The organism is Nocardia sp. PLKS1-43, assembly GCF_059510335.1.
Genome location: NZ_JCAJZQ010000001.1, coordinates 1,083,279 through 1,100,601 on the forward strand (window position 1 = coordinate 1,083,279; position 17,323 = coordinate 1,100,601).

Genomic DNA, 17,323 nt, shown 5'->3' on the forward strand with positions numbered 1-17,323 from the left:
CGCAACGATGCACAGAATCAGCCCCATCGCCCGGACCGTCGTGGTCGCCGTGGCCGCGCTGCTACTGGCCGGGATCGCGGGCTGCGGCGCCCAGGCCGGCAGCTCGGGCGAGGAGATCATCTACATCACCGACGCCCCCATCGGGCAGAACGAATTCCTGCGGCTCGGCAAGACCGGCACCGAACAGGCCGCCAAGGCGTTGGGCGCGACCGCGCGGACCTACGAGAGCACCGACGAACAGTCTCGCCGCTCGAATCTGGAGGCCGCGGTCCAACGACATCCGGCCGCCATCGTGCTGATCACCTACGAATTCAACGATCTGGCCGGTGAATTCGCCGAGAAGTATCCGGATCAGCAGTTCGTCCTGGTGGACGCGTGCCCGGCCGAAATACCGGCCAATCTGCGGTGTGGCACGTTCAAGGCGTACGAGCCGTCCTACCTGCTGGGGGTGGAGGCCGGTCTGCTCGACCGCAGCGGGCACGTCGGCACGGTGGCCGCACGCGATTCGGCCTTCTTCCACCAGTGGTCCGATGCCTTCGCATCCGGGGCGCGGAGTGTGAACCCGCACGTGACCGATACCCAGCTGTTCGTCGGCGGCGACAACGCGGTCGGCGACCCGGCCCGCTCGAAAGAGTTGGCGCTCACCGCGGTTCAGTCCGGAGTCGATCAGGTCTACGGGGTGACCGGCGGCGGCAACGGAGGCGTCTTCGAGGCGGCCGCGCAGAGCCGGGTGCTGGCCTACGGCGTCGATGTGAACCAGTGCCCGCAGCAGCCGGGCGTTGTGGTGGACAACGCGATCAAGCGGGTCGACAAGGTCGTACTGGATCTGCTGACCCGGATTCACCAAGGCAAACCCGGCGGCACCTCGACCGCGTTCGGGCTGGCCGAGGACGGATCCACCGTCACCAGCCTGACCGCGGAGGCGGCCGCGAGCGGTTGCGCGATTCTGCAACATCCGGACGTGCTCGCGCGGGTGCGCAAGGCGCGCGACGACATCGTCGCGGGCCGGATCGCGATCCCGCACGCGGACAAGTGAATTCGCGATGCACACACTGACCCTGGACGCGATCACCAAACGATTCGGTCCGGTACTCGCCGACGACGCGATTTCGCTGACCGTGCGCGCGGGCCGGATACTCGGGCTGATCGGTGAGAACGGCGCGGGCAAGTCGACGCTGGTCTCGATCCTGTACGGGCTGCACCGGCCGGATTCCGGACGCATCCTGATCGACGGACTCGAGGTGCGGTTCCGTTCCCCGGGTGATGCCATCGCGCACGGACTGGGCATGGTGTTCCAGCATTTTCAGCTGTTCGCCGACATGTCGGTGCTGGAGAACGTCGTGTACGGCGCGGAGCCGGGGCGCTGGGGACTGCTGGACCGCAAGGGCGCCGCCCGTCGGGTCGCGGCCTTGGCCGCGGAGTACGGCCTGGACGTACCGCTCGGCGAGCCGGTCGGCACACTGCCGGTCGGGGTGCTGCAACGAGTGGAGATCCTCAAAGCGCTCTACCGCCGAGCCGAAGTGCTGATCCTGGACGAGCCCACCGGCGTGCTGACGCCCCCGGAGACTCGCGCACTGTTCCGGGTGCTGCGCACGCTGGCCGACCAGGGACACGCGGTTCTGCTGATCACTCACAAGCTGGACGAAATCGCCGCTGTGGCAGACGAAGTCGTCGTCCTGCGGGACGGGCGGCGGGTGTTCCACGCCGACGTCGCCGCGACCACCCCGGCGGACCTGGCCCGGCATCTGACCGGGCGCGAGATCGATCTGCGACCACGCCGTGCGGTGCGCCCGCCGGGCGATCCGGTGCTGATCGTCGAGCGCGTGGTCACCGCGGGGGCCGGACGGGCCGCGCTGGACGGGGTGTCGTTGACCGTGCGCGCGGGGGAGATCGTCGGGGTCGCGGGCGTGGCGGGCAACGGTCAGGAAATTCTCGCCGCGATCGTCGCCGGAACGCGCGTCCCGGACTCCGGCGCGGTCACCCTCGGCGGACACGATGTGACCACCTGGGACAACGCCCGTCGCCGGGAGGCCGGACTGACCCACATCCCCGAGGACCGCAACAGTACGGGCGTCGCGCTGGACGCGAGCGCGACCACGAATCTGGCCGCCGGATTCCATCGCCGCGCACCGCTCGGCGACCGCGGACTGATCAGCCCGCGGGCCATGCGTGCGCATGCGCGAGAACTGATCGCGCGCTTCGGTATCCGGGTCGCCGATCCGGACGCGGCGGTGCGTGGCCTGTCCGGAGGCAATGTGCAGAAACTCGTGGTGGCGCGCGAGCTGGCGCATCGCTCGCCCTTCCTGCTGGCCGAACAGCCCACGCGCGGAATAGATCTGGGCGCTGTCGAATTCGTGTACCGGCAGCTGGACGAGTATCGGTCCGAGGGCGGTGCGGTGCTGCTGATCTCGAGCGAGCTGAGTGAACTGCTCGCCCTGGCCGATCGGATCGTCGTGCTGGCCGACGGCGGCGTCGTCGGTGATTTCGCCGCTGCCGAAGCCGATTCCGAGCGGATCGGCGCGCTGATGGCAGGCCCGGCGATCGCGGCGGAGCGGATATGACCGCAGCGATGGGCGTACTGCGCCGGCTCAGGGATTCGGGGGCCGCCGTCGCGGACCGCGCGACCGCGATCGCGGTGACCCTGGGAGCGACCGCCGCGCTGTTCGCGGGTACCGGTCACGACCCGATTGCGGTGTATCGCAGCATGTTTCAGGGCTCGCTACTGGGGCCGGGACTCGTGACAACGGTGCAGCAGACCGTCGTGGTGGTCGGACTGAGCCTGGGGTTGTCGTTCGCGTTCCGGGCGGGCCAGTTCAATCTCGGTGCGAGCGGGCAATTCGTGCTCGGTGGTGCGGTGGGCGCGGTGGTGGCGTTGTACTGTCCCGGCCCCGGCTGGTCTGTCGTGCCGGCGGCGCTGGCCGCGGCGACGGTGGCGGGCGCATTGCTGGCGACGGTGCCCGCGGTGTTGTTCACCGGCTTGTCCGCGCCGGTGTTCGCGACCTCGCTGCTGCTGAACTATCCGGTGCTCTCGCTCACCTCCTATCTGATCACCACCCGGCTGAAGGATCCGTCCTCGGACCTGGAGGCATCCCGGCCCGTCGCCGTCGATCGGCGGATTCCCGCGCTCGCCCCGCCGCACTCGGGTCGCGGACATTTCCTGGAATCGGTTTTCGGACAACGAAATCCGATCACGCTGCTGGGTTCGGAGCTGAATTGGTCACTGCTCGTGGTGGTGCTGATCCTGGCCGCGGTCCTGCTCATCGAGCGACGCTCGGCACTCGGCTTCGAGACCGGGCTGATCGGGCTCAATCCCCGCATGGCCGCCGCGGTCGGCATCCGCACCGATCGCGCGATCGTGCTGGCGCTGGCGATCGGTGGCGCGATCGCCGGGGTGATGGGTGCGCTGGTTGTACTCGGCGCACACTACCGGCTGATCGACGGCGCGCTGGACGGCACCGGATATCCGATCACGGCCCTGCTGGTGGTGATGCTGGCGCGCAACAGTTCGGTCGCGGTCGTGGTGGTCGGGTTCCTGTTCACGGCCATCGGCGTGGGCGGACAGGAGGTGGAACGTGATTACGGCCTGTCGTCGTACGTGTCGACGGTGATCCAGGCGCTGGTGGTGTTCCTGGTGTCGATGCGGATCACGAGGTGGCGGCCGCGGCCGGGCCTGGTACGGACACCGGTCGAAGAGGTCCGCTCGTGAACCTGCCGGGATTGCTGGTGTCCTCCCCGGTACTGGCCGCCGTGGTGCGCGGGCTGGCGCCGCTGGTGCTGCTCGGGCTCGGCGGGCTGATCTGTCAGCGGGCCGGGGTGTTCAATGTCGCGCTGGAAGGTGTGCTGCTCACCGGCTGTTTCGCCGCGGTCGCGGGCAGCGCGTGGTCCGGCAGCGCACTGATCGGGGTGCTCGCCGCAGCGGCGGCGGGTGTGCTGGTCACCTTCGCGCTCGCGCTGGGCACGATCGGGCGGCGCGGCGACCCGCTGGTACTGGGCACCGCACTGAATATCGTCGTGTCCGGGCTGACCACATTCCTGCTGCAGGCGATATTCCACGTGCGCGGCACCTACCAGCGTCCGGATCTGGCACGGCTGCCGCACTGGTTCGCCGGGGTGTCGGTGCCCTGGATCGGTCCCGCCATCGCGGCGCTGAGTCCACTGGGATGCCTTGCGATTCTTGCGATTCCGGCGGTCCACGCATTCCTGCGGCACACCGTGCCCGGTATGCGATTGCGCGGTGTGGGCACCGATGCGGCCGCCGCGGAATCGCTCGGCATCCGCCCGGACCGGTACCGGTTCGCCGCCCTGCTCGCCGCGGGCCTCTTCGGAGGCCTGGCCGGAGCCGAATTGTCGCTCGGTGCGGTGGCGCTGTTCACCGAGAACATGTCGGCCGGTCGCGGCTGGGTGGTCGTGCTGGTCCTGCTGATCGCCAACGGACGCCTGCGCGCGCTGCTACTGACCCTCGTCGTCTACGCCTACGCCCAGGCCGTCGGATTCCGCCTGCAAACCGTCGGCCTGCCGATGCAATTGTCCGACGCCGCACCGTATCTGGCGATAATCGTGGTACTTGTCCGCGCCGGTGCGCGCACCCGGCGCAGGAGATCCACACCGGCAGTATCCGATCGAGCGTGAGCGCGAATCATCGTTCGGGGACGGCCTTCAGGAGGTGGCGAAGCGGGTCGCGATGTCGGCGGCTGTCACGGTGGCGAGCTCGACGAGGAACGGGACTCGTTCGGGGATCATGAGGGTGGTGGGGCCGCGGAGGCCGAGAGCGAAGCGGCAGTCTCCCGCTGGGGTGAGGATGGGTAGGCCGATGGTGCGGAAGCCGGGGTCGAGTTCTTCGTCGTTGTAGGCGTAGCCGCGGGCGCGGGTGTTGTCCAGTTCGGTGCGGAGTTCGGTTGGGGTGGAGACGGATCGGCTGGTGCCCTCGTCGTAGGGGAGTGTGTCGAGGAAGTCGTCGGGAGTGTCGGACCAGGCGAGCAGGGCCTTGCCGAGGGCGCTCGCGTGCAGGGGCAGGCGCACGCCCATCAGGCGGTGTCCGTCGGTTTCGCGCCAGCGACTGGTGCCGAGCAGCACGGCGTGAATGCTGTGGCGGATGGCGACCGAGGCATTCGCGCCTGTGGTGGCCGCGAGCTGCTCGAGGCTGGGCTCGGCGAGATAGATCCGATGCTGGCGGTACGCGATCTGGCCGTATTCGGCCAGCGCTCCGCCCATGCGGTACCGGCTCGAGGCTTCGTCCTTGTCCAGGAACCCGGCCTGGACGAGGGCGGTGAGCAGCCGGTGGGTGGTGCTGATCGCCAGCCCTTGCTGACGGGCGACTTCCGATACGCCGCGGTCCTCACCGTCGCGGAAACAGTCGAGGACCGACAGGGCGCGGGTGACGGTCTGCACACCGGAGGATTCCACGATGCCGACCGTAACACGATCGGGTAGCGCGGGCGGCGCGACCTTTCCAATATTCGGAAGACGGCCCGAGGCTGACTTTGGTTCAGTGTGCGCGAAAACCTGTTCTGCTGAATGGGAGTACCCAGTGAACTGGGTGCCGGCACCCTCGCATCTGAACGGCTGATCTGTCAAGCTTTCCGATCTACGGAAAGCATTACCTCGTATCGAATCCCGCCCGGACCTACTGTCGCCGAGTAGTCGCTCGACTTCGGTCGATGAATTCGGAAGAGGTGCTCCACAATGTTCCGCACGCGCAGGCCACACGGCTGGCATCTGGCGCTCGCGCTCGCTCCCGTCGTCGCTCTGGCCGCGGCGTGTGGCTCCGGGGCCGCTACCGACGCGGGCCCGGGCAAGGAGTTGGTCTTGAAGGTCGCCGATCCGGGTAATTCGGGTCCGCTGGCGGTTGCCAAGCGGGACGGGACCTTCGACAAGGCGCTGGCCCCACTCGGCGCGAAGGTCGAATGGGTCACCACCACACCGGGTTTCAGCTCCATGCTGAAGCTGTTCAACACCCGGCAACTCGACGTGTCCGGGGCCGCGTTCAGTCCCGTCGTTGGCGCACTGTCCAAGGACGTGGCCGTGCGGATCGCGGCGGTGCAGGATCCGGCGGGCAAGGACCAGAGCGGCATCATCGCCACCAAGGCCTCCGGTATCCACTCGGTGACCGATCTGGTCGGCAAGCGGGTCGCGGTGAATCCGGCGGGCAAGGGTGAATATATCCTGCTCAAAGCTCTGGCCCAGGCCGGGGTCCCGGCCGGCAAGGTGACGCGTGTTCCGTTGCAGCAGAAGGACGCCGCCTCGGCCTTCGCCACCGGCAAGGTCGACGCGTGGGCCTCGTTCCTGGTGCCGTATCAGGAGGCCAAGGCGAACGGCGGCGTCGAGATCGCCACCGAAAAGAGTATCGGTTCCAAGGACAACACGGTGGTGGTGTTCCGCACCGAAATCCTCGACAAACGACCGGAAGTCGCCGCCAAATATCTCGAAGTGCTGCAAGGCCTGACCGTCCAGCAGCACGACAACCCGACCGCGTTCGAGAACGTCTTCGATCGCAGCGGGCCTACGGCGCTGAGCGGCGCGCGGCTGGCGGACGCGCTGCGGGTCGACGCCGAGGCGACCGTTCCGCGGCTGCCGCGGGACTCCGATGCCGCCGACCTCGCCGATGTGGTGAACCTGTTCGCGGACAACGGCGTCATCAGCCGCAAGATCACCGCCGCCGACATCTTCTACGACCTGAAGGCCAAACTGAGCCCCGATCAGCTGGCCGCGGTGCAGAAGGGGCGCTGAGATGACCGTCGTCGCCGCTCCCGCCGAATCGGCGGGCCCGCTCGCACCACCGCGCAGCAGAGTCGAGAAGCGCAGGCCCGCATGGCTTTCGGTGCCGCTGCGCATCCTGCTGCCGGCGCTGGTCGTGGCCGGCTGGTGGATCGGTTCGGCGAGCGGCGCACTGTCGCCGCAGGTGCTGGCCGGGCCGCCGAAGGTCTGGTCGGCGTTCACCGAACTGGCGCGCAGTGGCCAGCTCGCGGACTTCGCGCTCGCCTCGTTCACCCGCGCGGCCTTCGGCGTCCTGCTGGGAGTGACCGCGGGTCTGCTACTCGGGCTTGCGGCCGGATTGTCCAGTCTCGGTGAGGAATTGGTCGACTCCACGATGCAGATCGTGCGCGCGGTCCCGTTCCTGGCGCTGGTGCCGCTGTTCATCGCGTGGTTCGGTATCGACGAGCTGTACAAGGTGCTGCTCATCGCGGTCGCCACCATCGCGCCGATGTACGCCTACACCTACCTCGGGGTGCGCAATGTGGACCGCAAGGTGGTGGAGGCGGCACGCGGATTCGGCCTGACCGGTCCGCGGCTCGTACTCGAGGTGATCCTGCCCGCGGCGCTGCCGGGCGTGCTGATGGCGCTGCGAGTGTGCCTGTCCATCAGCATCACCGGTCTGATCGCCGCCGAACAGGTCGGTACCAGCAAGGGCGTCGGATACCTGGTCACCCTCGCCCAGGAATACAACCGGACCGACTACATGGTCCTGTGTGTCGTGCTCTACGCGCTGCTGGGCCTGATCTTCGACGGCGTGGTCCGGCTGATCGAACGTTTCGCGATGCCGTGGCAGCGACAGGTGGCGATCCGATGACCGTCGTGGACGAATCGCGCACGGCCGCACCGGCGGCAGTGCGCATCGAGGGGTTGCGAAAAGCATTCGGCGACAAGGTTGTTCTGGACGGTGTGGATCTGACCATCCGCCGCGGCGAATTCGTGGTGCTGCTCGGTCCCAGCGGCACCGGCAAGACGACCCTGCTGCGTCTGCTCACCGGACTGGAGGTACCGGACGCGGGACAGGTGCTGGTGCCCGCGGTCCGCACCACCGTCTACCAGGAGCCCCGGCTCATCCCGTCCAAGCGGGTACTGGCCAATGTGGTTGTCGGGCAGCGCCGCGCGAAGTCGACGCGCGATGCGGGCCTGCGCGCCCTGGCCGAGGTGGGGCTCGACGGGAAGGCGCGGCAGTGGCCGGCCACCCTGTCCGGCGGTGAGGCCCAGCGCGCGGCGCTGGCCCGCGCCCTGGTCCGGGAACCCGAACTGCTGTTGCTGGACGAGCCGTTCGCCGCCCTGGACGCGCTGACCCGGTTGCAGATGCAGGATCTGGTCGGCGACCTCGTGGCCCGGCATCGCCCCGCCGTGCTCATGGTCACGCACGACGTGGACGAGGCGGTACGGCTCGCCGACCGCGTCCTGGTCCTGGACCGCGGCCACTTCGCCGTCGACATCGACATCGATCTCACCCACCCCCGGGACCGCACGGATCCCGCCGCGCTGCGCTATCGGGCCGCGCTGCTCACCGAACTCGGCGTCGGACACGTCGCCGACAACCACTGGACCCCTTGAGCTTCAGGAGTATTCGATGACCGACACACTCTGGTACACGCGCTGCCCGGTCCCCACCGCCAGCGGTCTGGCGCACAGCCTCGGCTGGCTGGGGGATACCGCCCAGCGCAATGGCCTGCGGTTCGCCGTCCTGCAGGATGCCGGGCCGGAACTGGCCGGATCGCACTTCGATCACGGGCTGTCCGGACTGATCCGCGAGGGCGGCAATGTGCCCGCCATCGCCGCCAGGGCGCAGGGTTCGCCGACCCGGCTGATCGGTCTGACCTGGATCGACGAGGCCCAGGCAATTCTGGTGGGCCCGGATTCCTCGGTGCGCACACCCGCCGAGCTGGCCGGGCTGCGGATCGGTATTCCGGCCTGGGCGCAGGACCAGGCGCGCAGCTTCCCGCGAGCGATGGCGTTGCACGGCTTCACCAGCGCCCTGCGCCTGGCTGGGCTCGGCCTCGCCGATGTCACCGTCGTCGAGTTGGGTGTCGAACGAGATCCGCAGGTGCGCACCGAGATTCAACAGCGTGATCGTCGAGTGACCTGGGGAGCGGAGGAACTCGTTCGCGGTGAGGTGGACGCCATCTACGTCAAGGGCGCACGCGCCCAGGAAGTCGCCGCACAGCACGGCTTGCGGGTGGCCGTGGACCTCGATGCCACCGAGACGAGACGGCTGCGCGTGAACAACGGCACCCCGCGCCCGATCACGGTCCACCAGCATCTGCTCGATACCGCTCCGGAAGTGGTGATCGGATTCCTCGCCCAGAGTTTGCGCGCCGCGGACTGGGCCGCCGACAACCTCGACGGTGTGCGCAGCGTGCTGCAACGCGAAACCCTTTCCGGCCCCGAAGGTGTCGAGGCGGCCTACGGAACGGACTTCCACCGCGGCCTGCATCCGACACTGGACGAGGATCGGGTGGAACTCCTGGGCGTGCAGAAGCAGTTCCTGTACACACACGGGTTCCTGACCGCCGACTTCGATCTCGAATCCTGGGTTGCCTCCGAGCCACTGGCGCGGGCCCGCGAGCTCGTCGCCGCCGGGAAGGTAGCGGCATGACCGAATTCCTGTGGCGGCTGCCCACTCGCGGCGACGGTCGGCGCGCCCGCCCCGAACTGCGCCACCGGGGCGGCTTCTCCGATCCGGCACCCACCCCTTCGACGGGCATCAGCGCTCCGCGACCGGCCGATCGCGAGCCCACCGACGTGCGGTCCGGGCGCTTCGGGCCCTTCGACGACCTGCATCAAGTGATCGACGCCGCCGAACTGGCCGGACTCGACGGCGTTCTCGCCCCCTACGATCCGCTCGGTGAGGAATCCTGGATCGTGGCGGGGGGAGCGTTGCGCGCGACCCGCCACAGCCGGGTCGTCGTCGAATTCCAGCCCGCCTTCGGCACTCCCGTGTACGCGGCCAAGATGTCGGCGACCCTGCAGCGATTGTCGGGCGGGCGGCTGGGATGGCGGCTGGCAGTGGATACCGGCACCGAGGACGGGCGCAGCCGTGGCGACCACGTGAGTGGAGACGATCGCTACACCCGCGCCGCCGAATTCCTCACCGTCGCACGTGGGGTCTGGAATTCCGAACCCGTGCCGGGCGCCGGATTTCGCGGCACCGGAGTCGAATTCGCGGGGGAGTACTTCGACGTGATCGACGGTGGTTTCCGTGGCGTACTGTCCGGCCTGCCGTTCCCCGAAGTCCAGCTGTCCGGCACTTCGGCTGCCGCACTGGATCTTTCGGCCCGGCACGCCGATGTTCACCTGTTCACCGAAACGCCGGACGGTCCGGCCGAAGGACTGGCGGCGCTGCGAGCCCGCACCACCGAGACCGGCCGCACCGTGCGCGCCGGGCTCGAACTGCCGATCATTGCCCGCGAAACCGAGGGCGAGGCCTGGGCGCGCGCGGAAAGGCAATGGCGGGAGGTGCGTCCGGAAGGTCCCGGTGCGCGCTCGCTGGACTCGGGGGACGGGCGCTGGGCCGGCTTCGACGCGCTCGGCCATCCGCAGACCATCGGCCTGGTCGGTAGCTACGAGCAGGTGGCCCGGCAGCTTCGGGCATACGCCGCAACCGGTTTCGACACCGTCGTACTCACCGGCCACCCGCACATCGAAGAAGTGCACCGCGCCGGCGAGCACCTGCTGTTCCTCGCCGATCCGGCCACACGAACGCTGAAGGAGGCCGCGGTATGACCATCGATATCTACTGGCGCATCGGCATGGAAGGCGACCACGCCTCGCTGCGCACCCCGCGCCGCTACAACCGCGGCAACGCCGCCGGGTACGGGCCGGGTAATATCGCTCCCGCCATCCGTGGCGGAGAGCTGGACGGCTACAGCTACATCGACCATGTCGCCGCCGTCGCCAGAGCGAGCGAGTCCGCCGGATTCCTGGGCGGGTTGCTGCCCTCGTTCCCGGTCACCGAGGATCCCTGGGCCTTCGCCGCCGCACTGGCCCGCGAGACCACCACCTACCGGTTCATGGTCGCCTTCCAGCCGGGCTTCCTGCACCCGGTCCAGGCCGCGCGCATGTCGGCGAGCTTGCAGCGTGCCACCGGCGGCCGGCTCGTCTACAACATCATCAGCGGTGGTGGCGGGCCTGCCCAATTATGGTGGGGCGACAAGGTTTCCCACGATGACCGCTATGCCCGCACCACTGAATTCCTCGACGTGCTGCGCGGAGTCTGGGATGGCGCCCCCTACTCGCACGACGGCCGCTTCTTCCGCACCGAGGGCGCCGCGCTGCCGCCGGGCCTGGCCGGTCAGCCCTTCCCGGAGGTGTACTTCTCCGGATCCTCGGGCGCGGCGGTCCAGGCCGCGGGCCGGCATGCGGACTACTACCTGTCCTGGCTCGAGCCGTTCGGCGACCTACGCGCCAAATTCGACGGCGTCCGCGCCCACGCCCAGAAGATCGGTCGCACACCGAAATTCGCGGTCCGCATCGACATCCTGGCCCGGCACACCGAGGAGGCGGCCTGGGACGAGATCCGCAAGGGCTGGGCCTTCGTCGACCGGGAGGCGGCCAACCGTGCCGCGCAAGGCGATTCGGTGGGCGCGGGTCGCATCAAGGGCTGGGTGCCCGAAACCATCACCGGCTACCGGGATCTGGAGGTACAGCCCAACGTGTGGTGCGGGTTCAGCCTGATTCGCGGCGGCCCCGCCTTCGGCCTGGTCGGCAGTTACGAACAGGTCGCGCACCGCCTGGACGAGCTGATCGACCTCGGCGTCGACGCGTTCATCCTCGCCGGTAACCCACACCTGGAAGAGGCCTACCGCGTGGGGGAGGAAGTGCTGCCACTGCTCGGCCGCTCCCGCCTGACCACCACTTCCGGTGCGCCCGCGCTCACCCACGCCCACTAGGAGAAATCATGACCAGCACCGAGATTCGGCTCAGTGACACCGTGGCCGACTTCGTCGCCGCCGCGACCCGCGACGCCGAGAAGGCGTTCCGGGTGTTCCGCGACACCGGCACCGTGACCGGCAACGGAACCGTCAACTTCGTCGAGCGCGTGCCCGGGGCGGAGATCGCCGTCGCACTGAACGAACCCGGGCCCTGGGCCGAGGACCGCGGCGTGCGGCCCGTAGTGGCGACGTTCGACGGAGAAGTGCTGTCCGGCAACGGCTCCGCCGGTTTCGTCACCGGCTACGCCCCGGTGTTCCGTGCCCATCCCGAGATCACCTCCGTGGTGCACGTGCACAGTCCCTGGCTGGGCGGCTGGGCCCAGACCCACCGCACCTTCCCCATCCGCTACGCGGCGGTGCAGCGCCTGACCCTCTCACGGGAGATCCCGCCGCACATCGATCGCAGCATCGGCGCGGGTGCGTTCGTCCTGGACCGGCTCACCAAGGATCCCGACCTGATCGCCATCTTCGAGGCCAACGGCGGCGCGAACGTCATCGGCCGCGCCGGACTCCTGGATCTGGCGAAACTGGTGGTGCTGCTGGAGGAGGGCGCGCAGTACCAGGCGATCGCCGAAACCCTCGGCGGCTCGGTCGAATTCGACAAATCCAATCTGGCCGTGCAGTGGGGCCGGACCGGCCTGGCCGACGAGGCCCGCCGCCGCGGTCTGATCTGACCTTCCCGCAACAACTTTCGAGGAGCACCCGTGACCGTTCGTGTCGGCTACTTCCCGCACAACAACTCCCTGTTCGTCCTGCGCCACCGCGGCATCCTGGAACGCGCACTACCCGATGTGGAATGGGTGGATCTGCGCGCCCTGCCCCAGCCCGGCCGCGCCGACGTGAAATCCGCGCTGCCGTCGGTGCATTCGGACTACCTGTTCACCGAAGGCGGCTACGACTTCATCGGCACCGGCTTCACCCCGCCGATCACCGCACTCGGCAACGACCGCGACATCGTGTACGTCGGCATCTCCGGACCTCGCATCGAGAACGGGCGCCTGGTCACCGAAGCGGGCAACGGAATCGAGTCGGTGGCCGACCTGAAGGGCAAGCGGGTCGGGATCGCGCACGGATCCTGGCAGACCACCCTGCTGCTGTTCGCGCTGGAGAAGGCAGGACTGGGCTGGGCCGATATCGAACCGGTCGACACCGACGTCCACGACGGCGGCGCGCTGCTGCTCGACGGCTCCCTCGATGCCTGGGTCGGCGCCTACCCGGGCCTGACCGCGGTCGAATCCGCCGCGACATTGCACACCCTCATCGACACCGAGTCCGTGTTCAGCCACCCCTCCCTGTGGTTCACCCGGCGCGAGTTCGCCGAGAACAACCGACCCGCGCTGGAAGCCATCATCACCGCGCTGCACGAATCCGACGCCTGGATCGTGGAGAATCCGCGCGCCGCGGCCCAGTACTTCGTCGACGATGTAGTCGCCCGGGGCGGCACCGCCGACCTCGACGCCTGGGAGGCCGCACTGCGCGGCCGCCCATTCGGGATCGGCCCGGTGACCGAGGAATTCCTCGACGAACAGCAGCACGCCGCCGACCTCCTCGCGGCGAACAGCCTGCTACCCAGAACGATTCGAGTCCGCGACGCGGTGGAACCCTCGATCGGAGATTTCGTCGTCAAGACGGCTACCGCGAACTGATCCCGTCATTTCGGCGTCGCAGAGCCGCGACGCACACAGGTCCCGCGGCGTCGACCGTTGACGTCCCCCACCGATTGGGTTCCAACTCGGGTTGCCGACTGACAGCCTTACCGAAAGATGGTCACTGCTGGAGAAGATCTCGTTCGCGGGCAAGGAATTCGGCGAAGGTTGTGGCCCGCTGTCCAGTGAGGTCCTCGACCGCGGAGGTGACCTCGGCGAGCGAGCCGGCTGCGACGTCGGCGTAGAGGGCGGCCACATCGGTGGCGAACGTGGCGGGCCGGCCCTGCGCGATGAGCTTGTCGGCGAAATCGGCTGGCGGCAAGTCGATGTAGGACACGGTCCGTCCGAGAACGCACGAACGCCCAGCAGTGCGGCCAGGAAGGCGTGCCTGCGGGTCTGCTCGACCTGCCCGGCGCCGGCCGCGTGCGGACGCGCGCCGCAATCGGGAACTGCTGCTGACCGCGGCCGACGCCGTGTTCGCCGCGAACGGTTCCGACGCGCCGCTGGAATACGTGGCGCGGCGTGCCGGTGTGGGTGTCGGTACTTTGTACGGGCATTTTCCGACTCGCCGAGCACTGATCGCGGCGCTGCTGGCCGATCGCAACGAGACGTTGTTCGCACATGGCGACCGACTGCTGGACGAGACGGTCACGGCCGTCACCGTGGATATGTGGGTCCGCGCGGTGGTCGAGCATGCCGCCACATATCGTGGTCTTGCCGCAGCCTTGACCGAGAGCCTCGACGACGACGGCAGCGAGTTGCACGAGTCGTGTGTGCGCATGAACCGGATCGGTGAGCAACTGGTCGACCGAGCAGCGCGGTCGGCGGCAATCGACGCCGACGTCACTGCCGCCGACGTCTTCACGCTCATCAGCGCAGCGGCATGGATTCGTGAGCAGACCAGCCCCGATCAAGCAAACCGTCTGATCAGCATATGCCTCGGCGGTATGCGTTCACAGCTCGATTCGACGATCGCGAATCGGGATGACGGCTGACCTCGCAGACATGCGAGCATGTATGGCCCGCGCCTGGAGACAACCAAAACGTGGCTGTTCAGTGGGGGCACACAGCGGTGCGGCACAGACTCGCGCCCGACGCGGGAAGATCGTCCGAGACTGCTCGGGAATGCCGATTGCGCGACGGTGGATTCTGTCAGTCCGCTACGCCATGCCGGCCGAAGGCTCGGCCGAAGGTTGCGACCGCGTTCTGGACGACTTCGCGCAACTCGGATTCGGGTATTCGTCGGGTGCCCATGCGGGTGCGGGCTTCCAGCGGCGCGGTGAGCAGGGCTCCGAAGTGCTCGGCGGCGGTGGCGGGGGCGCTGACGAGATTCAACTCGCCGTCCAGCGCGAGTTTGGCCAGTCGCGCGGCCAGTGCGTCGTTGACCCGGTCGGTGGCCTTGTCGTTGACGATGTCGAGTAGGTCCGGCATGGTCGGCATCTGCGCGTACAGCAGTCGCCGCAGAGCCTGGGAACCCTCGTCGCAGTAGCACTCGGCGCATGGTCGAGATGTACCCGGATTGGGGCAGCGAAGTGGAGGCCTTGTTCGCTGCTGCTGGGGCCGCACCAGCTCCGTCGAAAACGGCTTCCGGCGAGCCCGACTGACAGGCGCTCCACGGGTGTTGTCGAATGTCATTGACGGCGGCTGGAGTGGTTCGAGCCCCGTATGCTGCAGCGAGGGCGATAGGCCCGCTGGTGGACGTGCATTGAGACGCTGCGGGTGTGGGTGAAGAAGGCGCTCGCGCAGGGTGCCCCGGTTACGAGCGATGCGGTGTCAGGGAGGAAATGTGGATATCACCCAGTTGATCCTCGATGACCATCACGAGCAGCGGCGGCTGTTCGCGATTGTGGAGCAGATCGATCGGGGGGACACCGGTGCGTTGGGGGCGGTCTGGGACAGGTTGGCGGCGTTTCTCGAGTTGCATGCGCAGGCCGAGGAGGAGATTTTCTATCCCGCGCTGCTGCAGGTGGGGATCGCGGCTCGGCGGGCGGGCGGGGCGCAGGACGAGACGCTCGACGCGATCCACGACCACAACGAGATCAGGGACGCGGTCGCCGAGGTCGGTCGGCACCGGGTCGGCAGCGACGAGTGGTTTGCGGCCGTCGCGGCGGCGAATCTGGCCAACAGTGATCACATGGCCGAGGAGGAACGGGAGGGGCTCACCGACTTCCGTCGCCTGGCCGGGCTGCAGTGCCGCCATCGGCTTGCCGTGGCCTTCGCCGCTTACGAGGCGCGCAACTACGCGGGGGTCGTGCCCGTCGACAAGGACCCGGCCGGCTACGTGCGCGCGGCGGTGGCGGCGCCTGGTACCGGGGCGAACGGATCGCTCAGTGTGGGCAGCTTGAAGTGAATTCCGCCCGGCTGAGCGCCGTTCAGGGTTGGGGTAGCCCCTCGAGGGCCGCCTTCGCGGGGGCGTAGCCGGCTTGGGCGGATTTGCGGTAGACGCGTCTGGCGGCGTCCGGGCGGCCTGCAGATTTCCATTGGTCGCCCAGGGCTTTCAGAGCGACCACGTCGCCGCCTTGTTCCACCTCACGGTAGAGGATCCTGGCTTGGTCCTTCTCGCCTCGGGCCTCGTGAACCGTTGCCAGGTGGACCTTTCCGAGGGTGTGACCGTGATCGATATAGCGGCGATACCAGTACGCGGCCTGAGCGAGGTCGCCCGCGTTCATGCACATATGGCCCAGGGTGAGCATCGAGAGTGTCTCGCCGCTCTCGGCGGCTTGCCGGTACCAGCGTTCGGCTTCAGCTCGGGCGCCACGCTTTTCGAGGAGTCGCGCCAGGAACGACATGGCGAGCGTGTCCTTCATCTCTGCGGCCTGGCGGAGTAGCCGTTCGGCTTCGCGTATTTCGCCGCGCTTGTGATGATCACGGGCACGGGCCAGTACCCGGCCAGTCTCCCCGCGCCCACGGCGGGCTCCCTGTGATTGTGAATGCCTTTGGGAGGCTTCCGGTTTCGGCTCTAGGTCCTGACGTGTCCGGCGTGCGAGCAGTGTCAGCGCGTGCGGGATGGATGGGCGTCGCTCCGGCTGTTTGTCCATCAGCCCGGTGATGAGCCGGCGGAGTTGTCCGGCGCGCGCAGGCGGCGGAACCGCACCGAACATCACCGCCTGCATCGTTCCGTGAATGGTGTCGCGGCGGAACGGCGAGACTCCTTCCACCGCGTGGTAGAGCGTGACGCCGAGGGAGTACAGGTCACCCGCCGGTGTGCCGTCACCGTCGATGCGTTCGGGTGCCATGTACTCGAACGAACCGACAATCGTCTCCTTGGCGGTCAGCGTGTGATCGGAATGGTGGCGGGCGGTGCCGAAATCCGTGAGCAGAACCTGACCATCGGTGGCGAGCAGGATATTGCCCGGTTTGACATCGCGGTGGACCACACCCGCACTGTGGGCGGCACGCAGGGCCTGCAGCAACGCTGCGGCCATGGTGGTGGCTTCCGCGACGGTCACCGGACCGTCGCTGTCGAGTCGCTGTTTCAGGGAGCGGCCGGACACCAGGCGCATCACGATCCATGGCGTCGCGCCATCGGTAACGACATCCAGGGCACCGACGATATTCGGATGGTCGCTCAGCCGTGCGGCATTGCGAGCCTCACGTTCGGCGCGCGCGACTCGCTCGGCGTGCTCCGTGCTCGATTCGGCCTGCGGGAGCAGTACTTCCTTCACTGCGACATCGACTTGCAACCGCTCGTCGCGCGCTTTCCAGACGGTCCCGAATCCTCCACTGCCGAGCTTCTCGATCAACCGGTAGCGGCCGCCGAGTACCCAGCCCGGTCGTTTCAGCGCCGACATGAAGGCCCCCAGCAATTCTGTGCCCCAGTAACATTCGGGACCGCTCCACCTTACTCGATAGCGGACATCGCCGCGTCGGCGCTGGCACAGCCGAATTCGCTCGCATGTGTCTTCGCAGTGCGTTGTCCGGCGGCGAGCAGTGCGATCGCGGAAGTAATCGGATGCCGTCCATCCCGCTCGCGACTACCGTGGG

At 68.3% G+C, this 17,323-nt stretch carries 18 protein-coding genes; 14 read left to right on the forward strand and 4 right to left on the reverse strand.

Going from position 1 to position 17,323, the window contains the following annotated elements; translation table 11 throughout:
• Positions 1 to 7 precede the first annotated feature (7 nt).
• The 4 genes from AC5WS7_RS05170 to AC5WS7_RS05185 are packed head-to-tail and all read left to right on the forward strand — an operon-like array spanning position 8 to position 4,629.
• Complete coding sequence (locus AC5WS7_RS05170; RefSeq protein ID WP_495953151.1) at positions 8 to 1,036, forward strand: BMP family ABC transporter substrate-binding protein; 1,029 nt, start codon at positions 8 to 10, stop codon at positions 1,034 to 1,036.
• A gap of 7 nt (positions 1,037 to 1,043) precedes the next feature.
• Positions 1,044 to 2,561, forward strand: coding sequence for an ABC transporter ATP-binding protein (locus AC5WS7_RS05175; RefSeq protein WP_495953152.1), 1,518 nt, complete (start codon positions 1,044 to 1,046; stop codon positions 2,559 to 2,561).
• A complete protein-coding gene (locus tag AC5WS7_RS05180) occupies positions 2,558 to 3,706 on the forward strand; it encodes an ABC transporter permease (protein WP_495953153.1) in 1,149 nt (382 codons plus the stop codon). Before AC5WS7_RS05175 ends, AC5WS7_RS05180 begins: the two co-directional genes overlap by 4 nt.
• Positions 3,703 to 4,629 carry an ABC transporter permease gene (locus tag AC5WS7_RS05185; protein WP_495953154.1) on the forward strand — a complete coding sequence of 309 codons (927 nt, stop codon included), beginning with the start codon at positions 3,703 to 3,705 and terminating at the stop codon, positions 4,627 to 4,629. Before AC5WS7_RS05180 ends, AC5WS7_RS05185 begins: the two co-directional genes overlap by 4 nt.
• 27 nt (positions 4,630 to 4,656) lie before the next feature.
• Here AC5WS7_RS05185 and AC5WS7_RS05190 read toward each other — a convergent pair whose 3' ends face one another.
• A complete protein-coding gene (locus AC5WS7_RS05190) occupies positions 4,657 to 5,403 on the reverse strand; it encodes an IclR family transcriptional regulator (RefSeq protein ID WP_495953155.1) in 747 nt (248 codons plus the stop codon).
• 279 nt (positions 5,404 to 5,682) lie between these two features.
• Between AC5WS7_RS05190 and AC5WS7_RS05195 the strand changes: the two genes are divergently transcribed.
• The 8 genes from AC5WS7_RS05195 to AC5WS7_RS05230 are packed head-to-tail and all read left to right on the forward strand — an operon-like array spanning position 5,683 to position 13,339.
• Positions 5,683 to 6,726, forward strand: coding sequence for an NrtA/SsuA/CpmA family ABC transporter substrate-binding protein (locus AC5WS7_RS05195; RefSeq protein ID WP_495953156.1), 1,044 nt, complete (start codon positions 5,683 to 5,685; stop codon positions 6,724 to 6,726).
• Between the two features lies 1 nt (position 6,727).
• The gene (locus tag AC5WS7_RS05200; RefSeq protein ID WP_495953157.1) at positions 6,728 to 7,567 is read left to right on the forward strand and encodes an ABC transporter permease; all 840 of its coding nucleotides are present in this window, start codon (positions 6,728 to 6,730) and stop codon (positions 7,565 to 7,567) included.
• Positions 7,564 to 8,316, forward strand: a complete 753-nt coding sequence (locus tag AC5WS7_RS05205) for an ABC transporter ATP-binding protein (RefSeq protein WP_495953158.1) — start codon at positions 7,564 to 7,566, stop codon at positions 8,314 to 8,316. The genes AC5WS7_RS05200 and AC5WS7_RS05205 overlap by 4 nt, the downstream gene beginning before the upstream one ends.
• Before the next feature lie 16 nt (positions 8,317 to 8,332).
• Positions 8,333 to 9,358: an ABC transporter substrate-binding protein gene (locus tag AC5WS7_RS05210; RefSeq protein ID WP_495953159.1), complete on the forward strand. Its 1,026-nt coding sequence runs from the start codon at positions 8,333 to 8,335 to the stop codon at positions 9,356 to 9,358.
• Positions 9,355 to 10,485, forward strand: coding sequence for an LLM class flavin-dependent oxidoreductase (locus AC5WS7_RS05215; protein WP_495953160.1), 1,131 nt, complete (start codon positions 9,355 to 9,357; stop codon positions 10,483 to 10,485). The genes AC5WS7_RS05210 and AC5WS7_RS05215 overlap by 4 nt, the downstream gene beginning before the upstream one ends.
• The gene (locus AC5WS7_RS05220; RefSeq protein WP_495953161.1) at positions 10,482 to 11,651 is read left to right on the forward strand and encodes an LLM class flavin-dependent oxidoreductase; all 1,170 of its coding nucleotides are present in this window, start codon (positions 10,482 to 10,484) and stop codon (positions 11,649 to 11,651) included. Before AC5WS7_RS05215 ends, AC5WS7_RS05220 begins: the two co-directional genes overlap by 4 nt.
• Positions 11,652 to 11,659: 8 nt before the next feature.
• On the forward strand, positions 11,660 to 12,367 hold the full coding sequence (locus tag AC5WS7_RS05225; protein ID WP_495953162.1) for a class II aldolase/adducin family protein: 708 nt from the start codon (positions 11,660 to 11,662) through the stop codon (positions 12,365 to 12,367).
• Between the two features lie 30 nt (positions 12,368 to 12,397).
• Positions 12,398 to 13,339, forward strand: a complete 942-nt coding sequence (locus AC5WS7_RS05230) for an ABC transporter substrate-binding protein (RefSeq protein WP_495953163.1) — start codon at positions 12,398 to 12,400, stop codon at positions 13,337 to 13,339.
• A 121-nt stretch (positions 13,340 to 13,460) separates the two neighbouring features.
• Here AC5WS7_RS05230 and AC5WS7_RS05235 read toward each other — a convergent pair whose 3' ends face one another.
• Positions 13,461 to 13,676 carry a hypothetical protein gene (locus tag AC5WS7_RS05235; protein ID WP_495953164.1) on the reverse strand — a complete coding sequence of 72 codons (216 nt, stop codon included), beginning with the start codon at positions 13,674 to 13,676 and terminating at the stop codon, positions 13,461 to 13,463.
• Between the two features lie 31 nt (positions 13,677 to 13,707).
• On the opposite strand from AC5WS7_RS05235, the gene AC5WS7_RS05240 reads away from it, so the two are divergent.
• Positions 13,708 to 14,334, forward strand: a complete 627-nt coding sequence (locus AC5WS7_RS05240; RefSeq protein ID WP_495953165.1) for a TetR/AcrR family transcriptional regulator — start codon at positions 13,708 to 13,710, stop codon at positions 14,332 to 14,334.
• Positions 14,335 to 14,491: 157 nt separating this feature from the next.
• Here AC5WS7_RS05240 and AC5WS7_RS05245 read toward each other — a convergent pair whose 3' ends face one another.
• Positions 14,492 to 14,974 (reverse strand): TetR/AcrR family transcriptional regulator C-terminal domain-containing protein, encoded by a 483-nt coding sequence (locus AC5WS7_RS05245; RefSeq protein WP_495953166.1) that lies wholly within the window; start codon positions 14,972 to 14,974, stop codon positions 14,492 to 14,494.
• A 151-nt stretch (positions 14,975 to 15,125) separates the two neighbouring features.
• Between AC5WS7_RS05245 and AC5WS7_RS05250 the strand changes: the two genes are divergently transcribed.
• The gene (locus tag AC5WS7_RS05250) at positions 15,126 to 15,689 is read left to right on the forward strand and encodes a hemerythrin domain-containing protein (protein ID WP_495953167.1); all 564 of its coding nucleotides are present in this window, start codon (positions 15,126 to 15,128) and stop codon (positions 15,687 to 15,689) included.
• A gap of 22 nt (positions 15,690 to 15,711) precedes the next feature.
• Here AC5WS7_RS05250 and AC5WS7_RS05255 read toward each other — a convergent pair whose 3' ends face one another.
• Positions 15,712 to 17,130 carry a serine/threonine-protein kinase gene (locus AC5WS7_RS05255; RefSeq protein WP_495953168.1) on the reverse strand — a complete coding sequence of 473 codons (1,419 nt, stop codon included), beginning with the start codon at positions 17,128 to 17,130 and terminating at the stop codon, positions 15,712 to 15,714.
• Positions 17,131 to 17,323 lie beyond the last annotated feature (193 nt).

What these genes read in the sequence shown, in the direction of transcription:
- AC5WS7_RS05180 (WP_495953153.1), top strand. Translation starts at nt 2,558, where the DNA reads ATGACCGCAGCGATGGGCGTACTGCGCCGGCTCAGGGATTCGGGGGCC.
- AC5WS7_RS05200 (WP_495953157.1), top strand. Translation starts at nt 6,728, where the DNA reads ATGACCGTCGTCGCCGCTCCCGCCGAATCGGCGGGCCCGCTCGCACCA.
- AC5WS7_RS05225 (WP_495953162.1), top strand. Translation starts at nt 11,660, where the DNA reads ATGACCAGCACCGAGATTCGGCTCAGTGACACCGTGGCCGACTTCGTC.
- AC5WS7_RS05245 (WP_495953166.1), bottom strand. Translation starts at nt 14,974, where the DNA reads ATGACATTCGACAACACCCGTGGAGCGCCTGTCAGTCGGGCTCGCCGG.
- AC5WS7_RS05195 (WP_495953156.1), top strand. Translation starts at nt 5,683, where the DNA reads ATGTTCCGCACGCGCAGGCCACACGGCTGGCATCTGGCGCTCGCGCTC.
- AC5WS7_RS05205 (WP_495953158.1), top strand. Translation starts at nt 7,564, where the DNA reads ATGACCGTCGTGGACGAATCGCGCACGGCCGCACCGGCGGCAGTGCGC.
- AC5WS7_RS05170 (WP_495953151.1), top strand. Translation starts at nt 8, where the DNA reads ATGCACAGAATCAGCCCCATCGCCCGGACCGTCGTGGTCGCCGTGGCC.
- AC5WS7_RS05210 (WP_495953159.1), top strand. Translation starts at nt 8,333, where the DNA reads ATGACCGACACACTCTGGTACACGCGCTGCCCGGTCCCCACCGCCAGC.
- AC5WS7_RS05175 (WP_495953152.1), top strand. Translation starts at nt 1,044, where the DNA reads ATGCACACACTGACCCTGGACGCGATCACCAAACGATTCGGTCCGGTA.
- AC5WS7_RS05215 (WP_495953160.1), top strand. Translation starts at nt 9,355, where the DNA reads ATGACCGAATTCCTGTGGCGGCTGCCCACTCGCGGCGACGGTCGGCGC.
- AC5WS7_RS05255 (WP_495953168.1), bottom strand. Translation starts at nt 17,130, where the DNA reads ATGTCGGCGCTGAAACGACCGGGCTGGGTACTCGGCGGCCGCTACCGG.
- AC5WS7_RS05220 (WP_495953161.1), top strand. Translation starts at nt 10,482, where the DNA reads ATGACCATCGATATCTACTGGCGCATCGGCATGGAAGGCGACCACGCC.